11 protein-coding genes and 3 pseudogenes are annotated in these 18,073 nt (G+C 66.0%); 8 read left to right on the top strand and 6 right to left on the bottom strand.

Annotation, left to right across the window (positions count from 1 at the left end; translation table 11 throughout):
- Nucleotides 1-44 precede the first annotated feature (44 nt).
- The 3 genes from bioB to HQ394_RS10700 all read left to right on the top strand — a co-directional run bounded on the left by bioB (nt 45) and on the right by HQ394_RS10700 (nt 4,769).
- Complete coding sequence (gene bioB / locus HQ394_RS21550; RefSeq protein ID WP_456151416.1) at nt 45-2,192, top strand: biotin synthase BioB; 2,148 nt, start codon at nt 45-47, stop codon at nt 2,190-2,192.
- On the top strand, nt 2,189-4,150 hold the full coding sequence (locus HQ394_RS10705; RefSeq protein ID WP_223291513.1) for an adenosylmethionine--8-amino-7-oxononanoate transaminase: 1,962 nt from the start codon (nt 2,189-2,191) through the stop codon (nt 4,148-4,150). The genes bioB and HQ394_RS10705 overlap by 4 nt, the downstream gene beginning before the upstream one ends.
- The gene (locus tag HQ394_RS10700; protein ID WP_190260241.1) at nt 4,104-4,769 is read left to right on the top strand and encodes a hypothetical protein; all 666 of its coding nucleotides are present in this window, start codon (nt 4,104-4,106) and stop codon (nt 4,767-4,769) included. The genes HQ394_RS10705 and HQ394_RS10700 overlap by 47 nt, the downstream gene beginning before the upstream one ends.
- Nucleotides 4,770-5,126: 357 nt before the next feature.
- On the opposite strand, the pseudogene HQ394_RS10695 reads toward HQ394_RS10700, so the two are convergent.
- Both HQ394_RS10695 and HQ394_RS10690 read right to left on the bottom strand, forming a co-directional pair.
- A pseudogene (locus HQ394_RS10695) lies at nt 5,127-5,884 on the bottom strand (IS4 family transposase).
- 382 nt (nt 5,885-6,266) lie between these two features.
- The gene (locus HQ394_RS10690; protein ID WP_190260240.1) at nt 6,267-7,049 is read right to left on the bottom strand and encodes a glutathione S-transferase family protein; all 783 of its coding nucleotides are present in this window, start codon (nt 7,047-7,049) and stop codon (nt 6,267-6,269) included.
- A 268-nt stretch (nt 7,050-7,317) separates the two neighbouring features.
- Between HQ394_RS10690 and HQ394_RS10685 the strand changes: the two genes are divergently transcribed.
- Nucleotides 7,318-7,998 (top strand): hypothetical protein, encoded by a 681-nt coding sequence (locus HQ394_RS10685; protein WP_223291512.1) that lies wholly within the window; start codon nt 7,318-7,320, stop codon nt 7,996-7,998.
- Nucleotides 7,999-8,049: 51 nt separating this feature from the next.
- Here HQ394_RS10685 and HQ394_RS10680 read toward each other — a convergent pair whose 3' ends face one another.
- From HQ394_RS10680 to HQ394_RS19895, 4 genes and pseudogenes are all read right to left on the bottom strand, one after another.
- Entirely contained in the window at nt 8,050-10,050 is a 2,001-nt protein-coding gene (locus HQ394_RS10680; RefSeq protein WP_223291511.1) for a hypothetical protein, read from the bottom strand.
- A 73-nt stretch (nt 10,051-10,123) separates the two neighbouring features.
- On the bottom strand, nt 10,124-12,931 hold the full coding sequence (locus HQ394_RS10675; protein ID WP_190260238.1) for a DUF4159 domain-containing protein: 2,808 nt from the start codon (nt 12,929-12,931) through the stop codon (nt 10,124-10,126).
- Nucleotides 12,932-12,935: 4 nt separating this feature from the next.
- Nucleotides 12,936-13,667: pseudogene (locus tag HQ394_RS19900) on the bottom strand (DUF58 domain-containing protein); the annotation flags it as partial.
- Between the two features lie 186 nt (nt 13,668-13,853).
- Nucleotides 13,854-14,831 (bottom strand): annotated as a pseudogene (locus tag HQ394_RS19895) (AAA family ATPase); the annotation flags it as partial.
- A gap of 61 nt (nt 14,832-14,892) precedes the next feature.
- Between HQ394_RS19895 and HQ394_RS10665 the strand changes: the two are divergent.
- The 4 genes from HQ394_RS10665 to HQ394_RS10650 are packed head-to-tail and all read left to right on the top strand — an operon-like array spanning nt 14,893 to nt 17,817.
- A complete protein-coding gene (locus HQ394_RS10665) occupies nt 14,893-15,483 on the top strand; it encodes a DUF1285 domain-containing protein (RefSeq protein WP_223291510.1) in 591 nt (196 codons plus the stop codon).
- Entirely contained in the window at nt 15,476-16,126 is a 651-nt protein-coding gene (locus HQ394_RS10660; RefSeq protein ID WP_223291509.1) for a CoA pyrophosphatase, read from the top strand. Before HQ394_RS10665 ends, HQ394_RS10660 begins: the two co-directional genes overlap by 8 nt.
- Nucleotides 16,123-16,419 carry a DUF6111 family protein gene (locus tag HQ394_RS10655; protein ID WP_190260236.1) on the top strand — a complete coding sequence of 99 codons (297 nt, stop codon included), beginning with the start codon at nt 16,123-16,125 and terminating at the stop codon, nt 16,417-16,419. Before HQ394_RS10660 ends, HQ394_RS10655 begins: the two co-directional genes overlap by 4 nt.
- A 54-nt stretch (nt 16,420-16,473) precedes the next feature.
- Entirely contained in the window at nt 16,474-17,817 is a 1,344-nt protein-coding gene (locus HQ394_RS10650) for a CCA tRNA nucleotidyltransferase (RefSeq protein ID WP_190260235.1), read from the top strand.
- Nucleotides 17,818-18,073 lie beyond the last annotated feature (256 nt).

Raw genomic sequence — 18,073 nt, 5'->3', positions numbered from 1 at the left:
CATGCGATGGCCGGACAGGACGCGAGGCCTCCGCGGCAGCGCAGATGCAAGAAACCATAGGCAAAAGAACACGCATGATGGCGACTACCAGTGCGATAAACCAGACCTGGACCCTCTCGGCTGTGTCCGACCTCTACGACTTACCGCTACTGGAACTGGTGTTTCAAGCGGCGGGTATTCATCGCAAGTATCATGATCCAGCCGAGGTGCAACTGTGCACGCTGCTGTCGATCAAGACCGGTGGCTGCCCCGAGGACTGTTCCTACTGTCCCCAGTCGTCACGTTATGACACCGACGTGGTCTCCGAACGGCTGATGAAGACCGACGAAGTCCTGGCAGCGGCAAAGGTCGCCAAGGATGCAGGCTCGACCCGCTTCTGCATGGGTGCCGCTTGGCGCGAGGTCAACGACGGTCGCGCCTTCGATCGGGTGCTCGACATCGTCCGCGGCGTGCGCGCCATGGGTCTGGAAGCCTGCTGCACGCTTGGCATGCTCAACGAGGATCAGGCGCGCCGTCTCGCTGAAGCCGGGCTGTCCGCCTACAACCACAACCTCGACACCTCTGAGGAGTTCTACGGCGAAATCATCACCACGCGGACCTATGAGGATCGCCTGCGGACGATCACCAACGTGGCGAACGCCGGCATCTCCGTCTGCTGCGGCGGCATTCTCGGCCTGGGCGAGGCCAAGCTTGACCGGATCAAGCTGCTGCACACGCTGGCCAACCTCAATCCGCAACCGGAAAGTGTGCCGATCAACGCGCTGGTCCCCCTCGACGGCACACCGCTGGCGGATACGCCGCCGCTTGACACCTTCGAGTGGGTTCGTGCTATCGCCGTCGCCCGCATCCTGCTGCCGCGCGCGATGGTGCGCCTGAGCGCCGGTCGGCTGACCATTCCGCGCGAAGCGCAGGCAATGGCCTTCCTTGCCGGAGCCAATTCCATCTTCACCGGCGAGAAGCTGCTGACGACGCCCAACCCGGACGTGGATTTCGACCAGACCCTCCTCGCCGAACTGGGACTGCGCGGGCGGGAGCCGGACAAGGAGTNNGCCCAAAGGATCGCGATGCAGCGGCTTGCAGCGGACATCGGACGACTGAAGAGCGGGTTCCGGTATCGCTCGCTTAGCCTGCCACGCGGGATCGACTTCTCGTCCAACGACTATCTTGGGCTGAGCACGCACCCGGCGCTCCGACAGGCGATCATCGACGCCCTGGACGATGGCGCGCCGGTTGGTGCTGCCGGTTCGCGGTTGCTGCGGGGTCACCATCCTGGGCACCAGGAGCTGGAGGCGTTCGCTGCGGCGTTTTTCGGCGCCGAGCGAGCGCTCTATTTCTCCACCGGCTTTCTCGCCAACTTGGCGTTGTTCACCACCCTGCCGCACCGGCGGGATGCCGTCGTCTTCGACGAGTACGTCCATGCCAGCGTCAAGGAGGGCGTGCATGCCGGACATGCCAGCCGCTACAAGGCACGCCACAACGACGTGGATGCCTTCGAGGCAGCCATCCACCGTGCCCGCCAGGCGGGAGCCCAGCATGTCTGGATCGCGGTGGAGAGCGTCTACAGCATGGACGGCGATCAGGCACCCATTGCCGAGCTTCGAGGGCTAGCCGCCCGGCACGACGCAACACTGATTGTCGACGAGGCGCACGGGACCGGCGTCTTCGGCGCCAGCGGCCGCGGCCTCAGCGAGGGTCTCTACGACGAGCGACTGATCGTGTTGCACACCTGCGGCAAGGCACTCGGCGTCGCTGGCGGCCTGTTGTGTGCACCGGCGACAGTGGTCGATTACATGATCAACGCCGCTCGCCCGTTCATCTATTCGACGGCGCCGCCGCCCTACGTCGCCGCCGCCGTCCATCGCGCCCTGCAGCTGGTGGACGAAGAGCCGTGGCGGCGCCAGCGGCTGTACGCGCTCATCGCCTCGGCGCAGCAGCTGTTGCCGGCTTCGCGCCCGACGAATGCCAGTGCGCCGACGCAGATCGTCCCGGTGATCCTCGGCAGCGAGGATCGGGCGCTGCGGGCGGCAGCGGCGCTGCAGCAGGCAGGCTACGACGTGCGTGCCATCCGCCCGCCCACCGTTCCCGCCGGTACCTCGCGGCTACGCATCAGCATCGGGGTCGACCGCAGCGAGGACGAAATCGCCGGGCTCGCCCGGGTGCTCCACCCGTTGATGGCGGAAGACGCAGCATGAGGGCGGTGGTGATCACCGGGACCGATACCGGCATCGGCAAGACGGTGGCGGCGGCTATGCTGACGCTGGCGCTCGACGCTGTTTACTGGAAACCGGTGCAGTCCGGCATTGCCGACGGCACCGACACCGCCGCCGTCGCGGCGATGACCGGTCTCGATTCCGATCGCTTCCTGCCCGAGCGCTGGCTGCTCACTGAGCCGCTGTCACCGCATCGCTCGGCGGAACTGGACGGGGTGGAGATCGACCCTCTGTCGCTGGCGCTCCCCGCCACCCCGCAGGACTGCCCGCTGGTCATCGAGGGTGCTGGAGGGGTAATGGTGCCGCTCAATCGGCGCACCCTCTTCATTGACGTTTTCCAGCGCTGGCAGGCGCCAGTGGTGCTGTGCGCACGCACCGGGCTCGGCACGATCAATCACGCACTGCTATCGATCGAGGCGCTGCAGCGGCGGCAAATCCCGCTCTTGGGAGTCCTCTTCATCGGCGATCCGGTGCCGGACAGCGAACAGACCATCTGCACGTTCGCCAAGGTCCGACGGCTGGGGCGACTGCCACACTTGCCGGCAGTCAATCCGTCTGCACTCACTGCTGCCTTTGCCGACAACTTCGATCCGAGCGATTTCCGTGCTGTCCNNTCGCCCACTAAGTCCTCAATCCCTGGGGCCTCGCCTCCCAAGGCGTCCGCTACGGGCGCCTCGCCGATCTGGCATCCTTTCACCCAGCATGCGACTGCCGGGCCGATGCTCGAGATCGAGCGCGGCGAAGGGGCATGGCTGATCGCCAGTGACGGGCGGCGCATCCTCGACGGCATTTCCTCCTGGTGGGTCAACACCCACGGCCATGCACATCCGAAAATCGCCGCCGCCATCGCCGCACAGGCGGCGCGGTTGGAGCAGGTGATCTTCGCCGGCTTCACCCATCCCGCTGCCGAAAAGTTGGCGCGCAAGGTCCTGACACTGGCGCCGGCATCACTGGAGTTTGCCTTTTTCTCCGACTCCGGCTCGACCGCGGTGGAAGTGGCGGTGAAGATGGCCGTGGGTTATTGGCACAACCAGGGTCACGCCCGCCACCGGGTAATTGCTTTCGCCGAGGGCTACCACGGCGATACCTTCGGTGCGATGTCGGTGGGTGGGCGCAGCATCTTTACCGCCCCTTACCAACCGATGCTGTTCGACGTGGAATTTCTGCCCTTCCCCGCCGCCGGCACGGAGCAGCGAACGATCGATGCCTTCGCCGCCCTGCTGCACAACGGCGGAAACGAAATCGCCGCCCTGATCCTGGAGCCGCTGGTCCTGGGCGCTGGCGGCATGCAGGTCTATCCGCCGTGGGTGCTGCGGGAGTTGCACGCGCTCTGCCGCCGCTACGATGTCTTCCTCATTGCCGACGAAGTGCTGACCGGCTTCGGTCGCACCGGCACCCTGTTCGCCNTGGAACAGGCCGGCATCGCCCCGGACGTGATGTGCCTGTCGAAAGGCATTACCGGCGGCTTCCTGCCGATGGGGGTGACGCTGGCAACGCGACGGCTCTACGAGGCCTTCTGGTCCGAGGACCGGNGGAGAATGTTCTTCCACAGCTCATCCTATACCGGCAACCCCATCGCCTGTGCCGCGGCGCTGGCGAACCTCGAAATCTGGGAGACGGAGCCGGTGCTGGCGCGCATCGGTGCCATCGCCGCTCAGCACGCCCGCCGTCTGCAGGCGCTGGCGGCACAGGCAGCGGTGCGTAACGTCCGCCAATGCGGTACGATCGCTGCTTTCGACTTGGACACCGACGCGTCCGGCTACCTTTCCGACTTGGGGCCGCGGCTCTATCGCTTCTTCCTCGGCCGTGACGTGCTGTTGCGTCCCCTCGGCAATGTGGTTTACCTGTTGCCACCGTATTGCATCACAGAACAAGAACTCGACTGGATCTACGATGTCATCGACGATTGCTTGGCCGCTCTCCGAGACCGCAACCTCTAGCGCCGATCTGGTGGAGCCGGTGCGCCGCCGCCTGGCGTGGTGGGTGGAGCGTCCGAAGGAGCACGCCCGGTTTCTCAACACCTTGTCGATGATGGAGCATATCGGCAGCCGCAAGATCATGGTCAGCCAGACCGAGGGTCCCTTGGGGCGGGAAATCCTCAAGCATCTGGCGGAAGAGACGCGGCATGCCTTCTTCTTCAAGAAGGCGGCGGAAACGCTGGCCCGGCGCACGCTCGAGTACGACGCGGCAGAGACGCTGAGCCCAGCCTCGGCGCGGATGTATTTCGGTCGCCTCGACGCCAATATCGCCGCCGAGCTGGGGCCGGACGTGGATGTGGAGATCCCCTACCTTTATGTCTCGCTGATTGTCGAGCTGCGCGCCATCTGGACCTACCGGTTGTATCAAGAGGCACTGGCCGCCCGTTCGGGCAGCCTGTCGCTCAAGAGCATCCTGGCCGAAGAGGAACTGCATCTGACGCAGATGCTTGAGCGACTGCAGGCGCTGAACGCCAAGCCGGAACGTTATGTGGCGGGATTTGCTCAGATGGAGGATGTCCTCTTCCGCAAGCTCTGGGCCGCCTTGGAAACCGCCGCCGACGGTTTGCCCGTGGCGGCATGAAGCGGCGGCAGGCAACGTTGCCTGCGGCTGCTGTCGGCGCGCATGCCTTCGCCATTGGTCGAGATCGACGAAGGCCAATTACTCCGCGACGTTGCAGAGATGCTGACGACGCCGGCTTTGGGGCATTGGCGCCGGCGATATGCGCCGGCACCTTTGCTCGGAGAATCATCGTCGGTGTCTTGTCAAGACTGGGCGCAGGGCTAAGGTTTCTGCTACCATCGTAGATCCGTTGGGATGGCGCGTACTTCGATAAACCCAAGGAGTCGCGCGGTCTTTGCTGCGAATGTGTCGACGAAGTCTCTGCGTTGACTGTCCCACGTCAATATCGCGTCATTAGAGCCTCATCAATCCCCTCATTTAAGCTATGTTCGTCAGTTGGGCGGTGATTGGTTTGTTTTTTAGCATTTCGAGGAACCTTTCGATCAACGGCCGGAGACGGGGTTCGGGCATGGCCGGGATGAGGTCGTAGAGCATGCAGCCCTGGCGGAACAGGGAATGGGTTCGGCGTTTGGCGGTGTTGACCTTGAGGTGGCGGTCCATGCCGAGCGCTTCGCCGGCCTCGCCGAGCAGGGTGAGGAACAGCACGGCGAAGGCGTTGAGCAGGAGCAGGCGGTCGCGGCGCTGCGGATCGCCGATGCGCACGGCGCCGAGCCCCATGCCGAAGCGCAGATCCTTGGTGTCGCGGAAGCTGGGCTCGATGGTCCAGCGTCTGGCGTAGAGGTTGACGATTTCGCGGGCCGATGCGTCTGCCTTGCTCGTCGCCAAACACCAGGGCTCCTTCATCGCCTTGGCGTGGACACAGACGACGGCGCCGACCGGTTGCGCGGCGGCAGTGACCGAGGCGCCGCGCAGAGATGGCGCGCCCGGCCGCCCTTGCCGACCCACTCGGCCGCCGCCCGGCTTTCTCCGTCGGCGGCGTCGACGCGGATGTCGCCGCGGAACCGGATGACATAGGCGAAGCCCAATTTCGTCAGATAATCGAACAGTTTGCGGTCGCCGAAGCCGCGGTCGGCGAGGATCGTCGCCGTCGTCGCCGCCGGCAGCACCCCGGCAAGGCGGCCGAGACACGCATCCTCGATGGCGTTGCGCTGGCCCGCCAGTTCCGCCTTCAGCATCGTCAGCCACAACAGCGGCGTCGCCCGGCCGTGCCCGGTCACCAGATTGAGCGCCAGCGTCGCCTGCCCGTCGGCGTCGAAATCGGTCCAGTCCATGGCGACGACGATTTCCTTGCGGCCGCCAACCGCCTCCGGAACCCATTGCCCGAACATCTCCCAGACGGAGACGCCGGCGTTGCTCAGCAGCCTGTCGACCTGTTTGACCGCATGCTTGGTCAGCAATCCCCGCGCCTGCGCCAACGCATGGCCGATCATCGAAACCGCCAGCGACGCACCGGTCATCACCCCCAGCGTGCCGTTGGCCAGCGACGCGATCCGTTTGGCGTGAACATGCCCCGCGAAAACCCCATCAAGAAACCGACGAACGTCGGTCAAACGAAACTCAGGACGCGCTACCCCGTTCACTTCCCCACCCCAACCCTCGAAACCTTACTCTCACCCTGCATAACCGACCGCCGCCGCCAAGCTCATCCGTAGCAACCCATTGATCCGTATCAAAACTCAAAATGAGGGGATTCTGAGGAGCCAGCCATGCTTCGAGCGTATCGAGGGCGGCGAACAGCGCATCGAACGCCTCCTCGTAAGCATCCTGCGTCGTCGCGAAGCCGGCACGGTAGACGCCATTGTTGATGGCGGGGTAGATGAAGGCGTTCATTGCATCAATGTCGGCGCGCAGTGCCACGGGATAGAAATCTGGGCCACGCGCGCCCAGCGCATCGAAAGCGCTGTTGAACATGCGGATGATCTCGGCGGAGTCATTGCTGACGATGGTGCCGGCCTCCCGGTCCCAAAGCACCGGCACCGTCACCCGGCCACTGTAGTCAGGCTGCGCCAGGGTATAGATTTGATGCAGATAGCGGGCACCGTTCACTGGATCCGCGCCATCCGCCATTTCCCAGCCGTTCTCCAGCATCAGCGGCTCGACGACGCTGACGCTGATCACGTCCTCCAGCCCCTTCAGCGCCCGGATGATCAGCGTTCGATGCGCCCAAGGACAAGCCAAGGAGACATAGAGGTGATAGCGGCCAGCAGCGGGCGGAAAGGACGTCGTTCCGGCCGCGGCGATCGTGCCGTGAAAGGCCGCTTCCTGGCGCACGAAGCGACCGCCGGTGGCAAGCGTGTCATACCAGCGATCCTGCCACACCCCTGCTATCAACTGGCCCATACCGAATTTCCCGACTTCCCATTTGCTGCTTTCGGGTGATATGGGACGTCGCGATCGCTGTCGGTATCGACCACGTCGTCTTCCCGCTCTATTTTTCCGTCCGCGCGGTCCCCGTTTCGAATCGGATGCCACCGTCGTGGCGAGTGTTCCGGCGAAGCGGCTGTTCGTGTGGGCTAGCGCCCGGCGGCAACGCATACAAGATCAAGCGGCCCCTTGCGGCTGCGCGTCATCAGAACGACCGATTGAGGAATAGGTGGGTAGAACCGCGATGCGATGCGAAGTCGAACCGACATGCCTAGGCTCGACGCTCTCCTGGCGATCGCTGGCTCTGGCAATCAGCTTGTTCGCACTGCCGGCGTTCGCCGACAATCTGCCGCCTGCAGCATCGCCAGGGTCCGTGGCCTCACCAACAAGTTCGGTCGCCCCACCCAGCCCCGCTGAAGCGCCTGCTGCTGCCGATCCGCTCGCCGAGTGCCTCACGCCCGGTAAGAGTGGTCGCAAGACATTCATTGAAGACGAGTTTTGCCTATTGCGGATGGAGCGACTGGGCACCTTGTCGATCGGCATCGGCGAGAAGGAGGCGCTGGCGGCGCTGCCTTGTCCGGTCTCCAAGGGCAAGGAGGAATTCTCCGAAGCCACCTCTGATTACAATCAGAAGTGGTCGTTCCCCGCCTGCGGCGTCAACCTGACCATGGCCTCCAGCGCCAAGGGTGGCCCGAAAGTGGTCACCTCGATCGTCATCTTCGCGCCAAGCACACTGGCGACGACGCGGGGCATTCACATCGGTTCCACCGAAGAAGAGGTACTCGCTGCCTATGCCCCATTCGTCGATCGGGGTGCCGGCCAACGCGGCAAGACAATCGTCGCCGGTTCGATTTATGGCGGCATGATCATCAGCATCGCCGACAGCAAGGTGAGCGAGATTTTCCTCGGCGCAGCGGCCGAGTAGGGGCTGCCTGCGGCCGAGCCGCCTGTCGGATCACCGGCGGAACGGGGCGGCTCAGCGCCCCTCTCGCCACCAGGCGCCGGCGAAGGCGAACAAGGCCAGTGCCAGCGCCAGTAGGACCGGCACCAGCGAGACTTGGCGCACCCCGGTGACGGTGTAGGCGCGATTGCGGACGAGGCCGATCCAGTTGCTCCCTGCCGCCTGATCGCCCTTTTCGATCCGACGCACCTCCGGTGTCCCACTCGCCAGCCAATTGATGCCGCCCTTCGTTGCCGCCACCAACGGTGCCAACCGTTCGGCGGTGGTGCGCAGGTCGCGCTGCTCCGGCGGATTGATCCGTCCGGCCGCGGCGAGCGCCGTCCGATCCCCGTCCGTCACCCGCCATAACCCCTGTTCGTCGACAGGAACCTCGCCGTGCGCAAGTCCATCGGCGCCGTCCGCCAGTGTCAGCCGCTGTTCCTGCCCGGAGGGGCTGGTGACCGTCACCTCCCGATCGCCGGCACTCAGGCTACGCCGCTGGACGCTCAACCGGCCGGAAACGACACCGGCGGTGAGGCTCTCCTCCTCCAGTTCCGGCTCCTTCATCAGCCAGTGGGCAAGCCGGCGCAGCAGCTCACCGTGCGGACCGCCGCCCTCGTAACCACGAGCCCACAGCCAGATCTGATCGCTAAGCAGCAAGGCCACCCGCCCTTTGTCGACGCGATCGACCAGCAGCAGCGGATTTGCCCCCGGTCCCTGCAGCAGCGCCTCGCCGCCATGGCTCTCCGCTTCGATCGCACGAAACCAATGTCCCCAGGCGGGATCGGCGGTGGTGTCGCTATCGTCGGCCGGCGCCGCCCCCGGCAGGTCGGAGGCCACCGGGTGGCGGCGGCCGACTGGAGTGACCTGCGGCAGGAAGGCACGCTCGAGGATGCGGCCGGTGGGAGCGGCGGGCAGAATGTTGCCGAGCGAGGTATGGGCAAGACTGCGCTCGCCGGCGAATTCCGGGCCGACGGCAAGCAGCAGCGCCCCGCCGCCGCGCACGTAGTCGGCGATCCGGTCATAGTAGGGAACGGGGAGAACGCCGCGCAGGGCGTAACGATCGAAGACCACCAGATCGAAGTCGGCGAGCCGCCGCTCGAACAGTTCCTGCACCGGAAAGACGATCAGCGACAGTTCCTTCAACGGCGTCGCGTCGTCCTTCTCCGGCGGCCGCAGGATGGTGAAGTGCACCAGGTCTACGGAGGGGTCGGACTTCAGCAAGTTGCGCCACACCCGCTCGCCCGGGTGCGGTTGTCCCGAAACCAGCAGCACCCGCAGTCGGTCGCGGACAGCGTTGACCACCACCGCAGCATAATTATTGACTGGCGATACCTCGCCCGGCGCCCCGTCCACCGCCAATTCGAGTACCGCCGGCCCGGCATGATCGAGCGGCAGCGGCGCCGTTTGCTCTTCGCCCGGCGCCATCAGCATCGGCGGTCGTTCCTCGCCATCGACATGGATGCGTAACGAAACCGGCTCTTTCCCCGGCTTGACGCCCAGATCCTCTACCCGCACCTTGACCTCAGCCGTCGTGCCGACGAGGCCGTAGGCCGGCGCTTCGACGATGGTCAGCCGCCGGTCGAATTCATCGGCAGCACCGGTGAGCAGCGCATGCACCGGCGCAGTGAGCCAGTGCGGCGTCGTCGCCGGCACGTCATGCACCTGGCCGTCGGTGATCAGCAACAACCCGGCCAGCCGACCGGCGGCGTCTTCCGGCAGCGCATGTTCAATGGCCCCAAACAAGCGGGTCTCACCACCACTGCTGTCGGCGGCGGCACGGACGATGCGGGTGTCCACCCCTTTGAACCGGGCGAGCTGCGCCTGCACTGCCGCCAGCGCCTGCGCCGTCAGTGCCTGGCGTTGCGGCGTCCGCTGGCTCGGTGAGTCGTCCACCACCACCAGCGCCACGTCCTGGCGCGGCGTCCGCTCTTCGCGCACCAGCCGGGGATCGAACAGGACGACGAACAAGACAAGAAACGACAGGGCCCGCAGCCAGACACCACGACCACCCTGAAACAGCGCCCAGCCCAGCAAGACCAGGGCGACGGCAGCGGCTCCCGCCAGCAGCCACGGCGGCAGGATGGGTTGAAGGGTGAGCCCGTCAACGTCATTGGTCGAGCCGCTCGAGAATCGTCGGCAGGTGCACCTGATCCGCCTTGTAGTTGCCGGTCAGCACGTACATCACCAGGTTAACGCCGAAGCGGTAGGCCATTTCGCGCTGGCGCTCGCCACCGGGTGCCACCGGCAGCAACGGCCGGCGGGACGCGTCCACCGCCCAGGCGCCAGCCCAATCCTGGCTGCCGGCAACCACCGTCGAGACGCCATCGTTGATCGTATCCATCGAGGGCTCCACCCAAACCGGCCGGCCGCTCCACCGGCCCGGCAGGTCGGCAAGCAGGTAATAGGAGCGCTTCAGCACGTGATCGTCGTCCACCGGCACCAGCGGCGGCAGATCGAGCTGGCGGGCGAGCGCATTCCAATCGCCATCACTGCCACGGGTGTCGAACAGGATTGTGCCGCCGGTGCGCATGAAGGCAATGACGTGCCGGGCGCCCGCCGGGCTTAGCGAGGGCTCCGCGCCGGTCAGCGGCCAATAGAGAAGCGGGTAAAAAGCTAACTCGTCTTGGCCTGGATCGACGCCCACCGGCGCTGCCAGCTCGGCGGCGGTGCGCCGGTTGATCACCGTTGTCAGCCCGGCGAGCCCTGCTTCGCTGATCGCATCGATGGCAGCATCGCCGGTGCGCACGAAGGCGAGCCGGGGTGCGAGCGCGGCAGCGACCGCGGTGCCATCGGTCACCGTCTGGCCGTCGTCGGTGTCGACTCGGCTGCGCTCGCTGCCGGTGCGGCTGGAGGCGGGTGCCGCCGGCGCCGACGTAGCGGCAAGGCCGGCAAGGCAAAGCCCAACCAGGATCGTCGCCCCTGCCCGGCGCCAGCGCGGCAGCAGGCCGCGTTGGCCGAGGCTGAGACCGAGATCGACCAACGCCAGGAGCAGTGTCAGTCCCCACAGCCATGGCCGCAGGTCGTGCTCAGCGGTGGCGCCGTAACGAGCGAGACTGACTGTCGACGGCAGGTCGCCGAGGGGCGTGAGCGTGGTGATGCGCGACGACAGGCTGAGGGCAGCACGCGCATCTTCACTGCCATAATAGCCGGGCGGGTGTTGCGGCCCGAGGTCGATGTGGGCGAAGGCGCTGGCGGTGATGGACGCGGTTCCTGCCGGCGGAGGACCCAGCCGGCCGAAGCCGTCCAGGGTCTCGATCGGCCGCATCGGCGGTGCGTCGGCCGCTATGGCTGCAACGCCGCGGCCAAGATCGAGGATGCGGTGCAGCATCTCGACGAACAGCCCTGAGAGCGGCAGGCTCGACCAGTCGGCGTTGGCGGTGGTGTGTACCAGCACCACCCAGCCGGCGCCAAGCCTGGCCGCGCTGATGAGGGGGGTACCATCCTCCAGCCGCGCCCAGGTCCGGCCGGCCACGTCCAGCTCGGGTTCGGCCAGCACCTGGCGGCGGATTTCCACGTCGTCCGGAATCGACAGGCCGGCAAAGGGGCTCGTCGCCTCGAAGGGCGCCAATCGCCCAGGGGTTCCCCAGGAGAGCGCGCCGCCGATCAGCCGATCGGTCGCTCGCAGCCGCTCGGGCAGCAGCGGATCCGCGCTCTTCGCCGCCTGCAGCAGGCCCGGCCCGCCGAAGCGCAGCAGCACGCCGCCGCCTTCGACCCAGGTGCGCACCGCCGCCGCCGAAGCGGGATCGAGGGACCCCGCGTCGGCCATCACCAGCATGGACAGGTCGCGGTGCAGCAGGTCGATTACCGTACCGCGGCGGATCTCGGCGAAGGGCTCGAGGGCGCGTTCGACGTAATAAAAGGCGCCGATCAGCGGCCGCTCACCCGACGCCGGCGTTTCACTGAGCAAGCCGACCGGCCGACGCTGCCAGCCGGCGTCGGCAAGCAGAACCGCTCCCGCGGACGCATTGCCTTCGATCTGCACCCGGGCCAGTCGCTGCAGCCATTCCGCAGGCATTTGCAGCTGGCTCGTTGCCGACGTCATGCCCTCAGCCAGGGTCACCCGTTCACGGGCAATGACGCTGCCGTCCTCGGCGATGAAGCGCAGGGTCGGCGAGGCAGCGAGGGCGGCGGCTGGCGCCGGACGGACGATCGTCACCGCTAGCGGGTGGCTGCTGTCGTCATTTCGCTTCAATAGCAGCGCATGACTTCCCGCCGCGGGCAGGTAGGCACTGACTGGTCCGAGCGAACGCAGGGCAGCAACGAGTTCGGCCGTCTGCCCTTGCGCTTGCCCTTGCCCTGGGCCAGCCGGCCGGCTGCCGTCTTCGGCGAGACCATCGGCGAGCCACACGACACTCCCGGGCGGCCAGTTGGCGGTGCGATTGGCTGCCACCAGCGCCCGCACCGCCGCCAGCCGATCGGTAGGCCAGGGCTTCGGCTCCAGCAGCAGTGCCGCCTCGCGGACGCTGGCAGCGGGCGTCAAGGTCGGCACCAACTGGGAAGCCGTGGGCGCAGTGGTCACCAGGACGACGCTGCGCTGTTGCCGCTGGGCGATGTTGAGCAGGTCGGTGAGCGTGTCGCGCACCGCCGTCCATTGCGGCGCCGCTGCCCAACCGTCGTCGACGATTAAAAAGAGTGGTCCCTGTCCACCCACGGCCGCCTGCGGGTGGAGGAGCGGGCGCGCTGCGCCGAGAATGAGCGTCGCCGCCAGCAGCAGACGCAACAACAACAGCCACCAGGGCGTATGCGCCGATGTCTCTTCCCGCCGTTCGAGATCCAGCAGTAGTCGGATCGGCGGAAAGCGCAGCCGCTGCGGCGCCGGCGGAGTTATCCGCAGCAGCCACCACAGCGCCGGCAGGAGTGCCAAGGCGGCCAGCGCCCACGGCGCGGTGAATGCAAGCGAGCCTAGCGCCAGCATTGCTCTAAAACCCCCGCAACTCCGCCAGCCCGGCGTAGAGGGACAGCAGCGCAGGGGCCGGCGGCTGGTCGGTATGGTGCTGCAGGTAGGTCCAACCGAATACCCGTGCGATCGCCTGCAGGCTGTCGCGATGGGCGATCAGGCGCGCCCGGTATTCCTCGCGGCGCGACTCGACGCGGCCGAGCAGCACCCCGCCCTCCCCCTCGCAGCCTTCGAACAGAACACGCCCGCTAAACGGCAGCGATTCCTCTGCCGGATCGAGGATGTGCACCAGATGGCCACGGATGCCGGCGGCACTTAACCGGTCGACCATCGCTTCCACGTCCACCGGTGACGTCCACCAGTCGCCGAAGAGAACGATGCGGGCGTAGCGGGAGAGTTGCGCGGCAGAGGGGAGGGATCGCGACGGTCCGGCTGAGGCGGTGAGGGCGGCAGCAAGGCGGATCAACGCCAGTCGACCGGTGGCCGGCGACAAGCTACTGCCTGCCGCGGTGGCGCCGATCAGGGCAAAATGTTCTCCCGCGCGGGCAAGCAGCGCTGCCAGCGCCATGGCGAGCAAGTCGCCGCGGTCACGCTTGGTCGGCAGACCGCGTCGCGACCGGTAGGCCATGGACTCCGAGGCATCGCGCCACAGCCAGACGCTCTGCACCGCCTCCCATTCCGACTGGCGAACGTAGACCTGATCCGACTTGGCCGATTGCTTCCAGTCGATGCGCTGCGGTGGGTCGCTCGACTGATAGGGTCGGAACTGCCAGAACGCATCCCCCTGGCCGACACGGCGACGACCATGCACCCCCTGCCATACTGTGGCCGCCACTCGCTCCGCCGCCACCAGCAGCGGCGGCAGCGAGCCGGCCAGCCGATGGCCGGCAGCGAGCAGCTCCTGACCTGGGGTACCGGGGTGGATCACGCGATCNCGCTCGCAAAGGGCGGCGATGATCCGATCGATCGGCACCCCTTCCGCGCGCGCGGCGAATCCCAGCGCCATCCGGTGGCGGAGGATCGGATGGGCGACGGCGAGGATATCGTCCACCGACGGCGCCAGCCGTCCCTGCATCACCGCCCGCGCACGCACCGCCAGCATCAGCGCTTGCGAGGCACGCGGTCCGGGACCCCAGGCAACGTGCTGGCGGACAATCGGTAGCGCACTTTCATTCGGACGACCGGAGCGAACCAGGTCGAGAATCGCCTCGACCACCTGTTCGCCCACCGGTACGCGGCGGATCAGCCGCTGTGCGGCGACAAGCTCGCTCGCCGCCATCACTTGGTGCGCGGTTGCATCGGTCGCACCGGTGGTGGCAAGCAGCACCTGCCGCTCGGCCGCCCGATCGGGATAGCCCACGTCCACTTGCATGAAGAAACGGTCGAGCTGCGCTTCCGGCAGCGGGTAAGTCCCCCCNTGCTCCAACGGATTCTGCGTAGCCAGGACATGAAATGGCGACGGCAGGCCGTGATAGTGGCCGGCAACCGAAACCCGCTGCTCCTGCATCGCCTGCAGCAGCGCCGATTGGGTACGCGGACTGGCCCGGTTGATTTCGTCCGCCATCAGCATCTGGCAGAAGACCGGCCCCTCGATGAAGCGAAAATGTCGGCGCCCATCCTCGTGCTGTTCGAGCACTTCGCTACCGAGGATATCCGCTGGCATCAGGTCAGGAGTGAATTGGACCCGCCGTTCCTCCAGCCCGAAAACGCGACCGAGCGTTTCCACAAGCCGGGTCTTGCCGAGCCCGGGCACGCCGATCAACAGCAGGTGACCGCCGGCAAGCAGCGTGCTCAGCGTCTCGTCGATGACCTGGTCCTGACCGAAGATGACGCGGCCGATCGATTCCCGCGCCGCGGCAATCTGCTGGGCGAGTTGCTCAATCGCGTCTATATGAGCTGAGTATGGTGGTTCGCTGATCGGACTGAGAGGCCGGACCGTCACCCTATCGCTCCTAATTGTCGACTGATCGGTGAGCGCATTGACAAAATCAACGTTCGCAACTTCGCCGCAGCCCTCAGCACCGCATACCGCCTCCACCACCGGCGCCGCATCACCCAGCGCCTGGCTGGACACACCGCACGAACGCACGGTCTATGACGATCTCGGCATTCGCATCGATCGAGACGGTATTTGGTATTATCACGGCTCGCCGATAAGGCGCAAAGAGCTCCTTTGCCTCTTTGCCTCGAGCCTGCAGCGCGATGCGGAAGGCCGTTACTGGCTGATCACACCGCATGAGATGGGGCCGATCGAGGTGGAAGACGCGCCCTTTATCGCCGTAGAGTTGTTCGTTGGCGGCCAGGGGTGCGAACGGATGCTGAGTTTCCGCACCAATGTGGATGAGATCGTCACCGTGGACGAGCAGCATCCGCTGTGGGTGGTCATCGATCCCGTAAGCCACGAGCCTTCGCCCTACGTTGCACTTCCGGGTCGACGCGAAGCGCGGCTGACGCGAGCGGTATTTTATGAACTTGTGGCATTAGGCGAGGAGAGAGAGGACAGTGGCCGAACCCACCTGGGGGTGTGGAGCAGCGGCCAGTTCTTTTCGCTGGGATCGGTGGATGGATAATGCACAGTTCGTCATGGATCGTGTCTGGGTGGAGGATCGCCTTCGCGATCGCCGGGTAATTCCCGCTGCGGCGACTCCGCCCGACGACCTTGCATCGTCGCGTGGCGATCATGACCTCAACGCCGGGATGGATCCGTTGCCGCCGCTAAAACCGGCGGCGGTGCTGGTGCCGCTTGTCGACCGGCCGGGGCAGATCAACGTCCTGTTGACCCAGCGCACGGCGCACCTTGCGCATCACGCCGGACAGGTGAGTTTTCCAGGCGGCCACATCGAACCGGATGATGGCGGGCCTGCGGATACGGCGCTGCGGGAAACCGAGGAAGAGGTGGGTATCGGGCGGCGGCACGTCCGGCTGATAGGCCATCTCGATACCTATGTGACACGTACCGGATTCGTTATAATCCCCGTCGTCGGCATCGTCACCCCGCCGTTTATGGTGCGGCCGGACCCGCACGAGGTGGCGGAGGTTTTCGAGGTGCCGCTCGCCTTCCTCCTCGACAGCAGCAACCATCATCGCTGTACCGCATCCTTCGAGGGGGTCGAACGGCATTTCTACGCAATGCCGTACGGCCGGCATTTCATTTGGGGAGCAACCGCCGGCATGCTGGTCAATTTCTACGACATCCTCATCGGTCGGCGATGAACCGCATCCTGCTGCAGTATCTCCTGCCACTGCTGTTGCCAACCGTCGTCTATCTTGTCTGGTGGTGGGCCACCGGTTGTCGGCAAGCGGCGACGGGTGACGGCTCCGGCACCAGGAAGCCGGCGTCACTAACCCAGGGACCGTGGTTCTGGTTGGTGCTCGCCGGCGTGGCGTTAATGTCGGCCGGGCTTATCCATACCGCCCTGACCACGGGTGAGGCGCCCGGCGGACGCTATGTGGCGCCGCATCTCGAGGACGGACGGGTGGTTCCTGGGCGCGTCGTGCGCGACTGAAGCCGGCAGCTGCAACGTCTGCACCGCGTAGGCAACGATGAGCATTGAACAACGATGAGCGTCTGGCGGCATCCTGGCGACGGCAGCGGCGAAGACACGCGGGTCTTCGAGCTGTTGCATGGATCAAGCGGGGAACAGCCGCTCGGCAAGCTCGCCCCACAACCGTGGATGACGCAGGCGGCCTGCCGACGCGTCGTCGCCGCGCTGACCGTCGAGGGCAACGAAGTCCGCTTCATCGGCGGCTGCGTCCGCGATGCCATCGTCAAGAGGCCGGTCCGTGACATCGATCTGGCGCTGGCACTGCCGCCCGCCGCGGTCATGCGGCTATTGGCCACGGCGGCAATCAAGGTGATTCCCACCGGCATCGACCACGGCACCGTCACCGCCGTGGTCGAAGGACTTCCGTTCGAAATCACTACACTACGCATTGATGTGGAGACCGATGGGCGGCGGGCGAAGGTCGCCTTCACCGACGACTGGGTCGCCGATGCCACCCGGCGCGATTTCACCATCAATGCCATGTCGTGCACGCCGGATGGTCGCGTCTACGACTACTTCGGTGGGCTGCAGGATCTGGCCGAGGGGCGCATCCGCTTCGTCGGCGACGCACGCGCGCGCATTGGCGAGGATGTTCTGCGCTTACTACGTTTTTTTCGTTTCTATGCCCATTATGGCAAGCAGCCGCCCGACGCCGACGCCCTGATCGCCTGCCGCGAATGGGCCGACAAAGTTACGCTCCTGTCGGGCGAGCGAGTACGGATCGAGATCCTGCGCACGTTGCAGGCGCCGAATCCCAACGATGCTTTCGCGCTGATGCGCTCGCACCACGTGCTCGAACACGTGCTGCCGGAGGCAAGCGAACTCGGCCGGTTACGGCAGCTGGTGTGGCTAGAACAGTCGGGCCTGCCACCCGGCACGGTCAGCGTTGATGCGATCCGGCGGCTGGCAGCGGTGGTAAGCACTACCGCCGAAGGGGCAACGCAGCTTGGTGATCGGCTCCGCCTATCCAACCGTGAGCGCGAACGCCTGATCTCCCTAGCAGTTCCGGCGTTTGCGCTCGCGCCCGAGTTGCCGCCGCTGAACCTGCTGCATGCGCTGTATCGCCACGGCAAGGCCACGGTGATCGACCTCATACTGCTGGCGTGGGCGGCGGAACGGGCGCACCTAGGCGCCAGCCGATCGACGCGCAGTCGGGACTGGCAGGTGATGCTCGACCGCGCCCGGACTTGGCAAGCGAAGGTATTTCCCTTACGCGGGCGTGACGCCGTGGCGGCCGGAATCGCCCACGGACCCGACGTGGGGCGACTGATGGCGCAGGTGGAAGCGTGGTGGGCGGAGGGTGGCTACGTCGCCGATCGCGCCGCTTGCCTCGCGCATCTACACGCTTTGATTGGGTAGCGTGCGGGCAAAGGCTCGTCGTAGGCGCAAACGTCAACAATGCCAGGTCAAGAAATCCACAACCGGTGCTCCCGTTCGAGTCCTCCCGCGGTGTGTTGCATATATGCACAGCACCGTTGCAACAGAGCGCCAATCCTGCTGGCAGGCTTGACGGAGCGTTGCCGTGCCTTGCAATACTGAGCCGACGCGGCACAACGGGTCGTCGACAACGCACCTCACCTACCGGCCGCCCGGCCGCGCACGACTGAATCCCAGA

Source organism: Defluviicoccus vanus (genome assembly GCF_014672695.1).
Lineage (GTDB): Bacteria > Pseudomonadota > Alphaproteobacteria > Rhodospirillales > Defluviicoccaceae > Defluviicoccus > Defluviicoccus vanus.
This window is presented reverse-complemented; position numbering and strand designations above follow the sequence as displayed.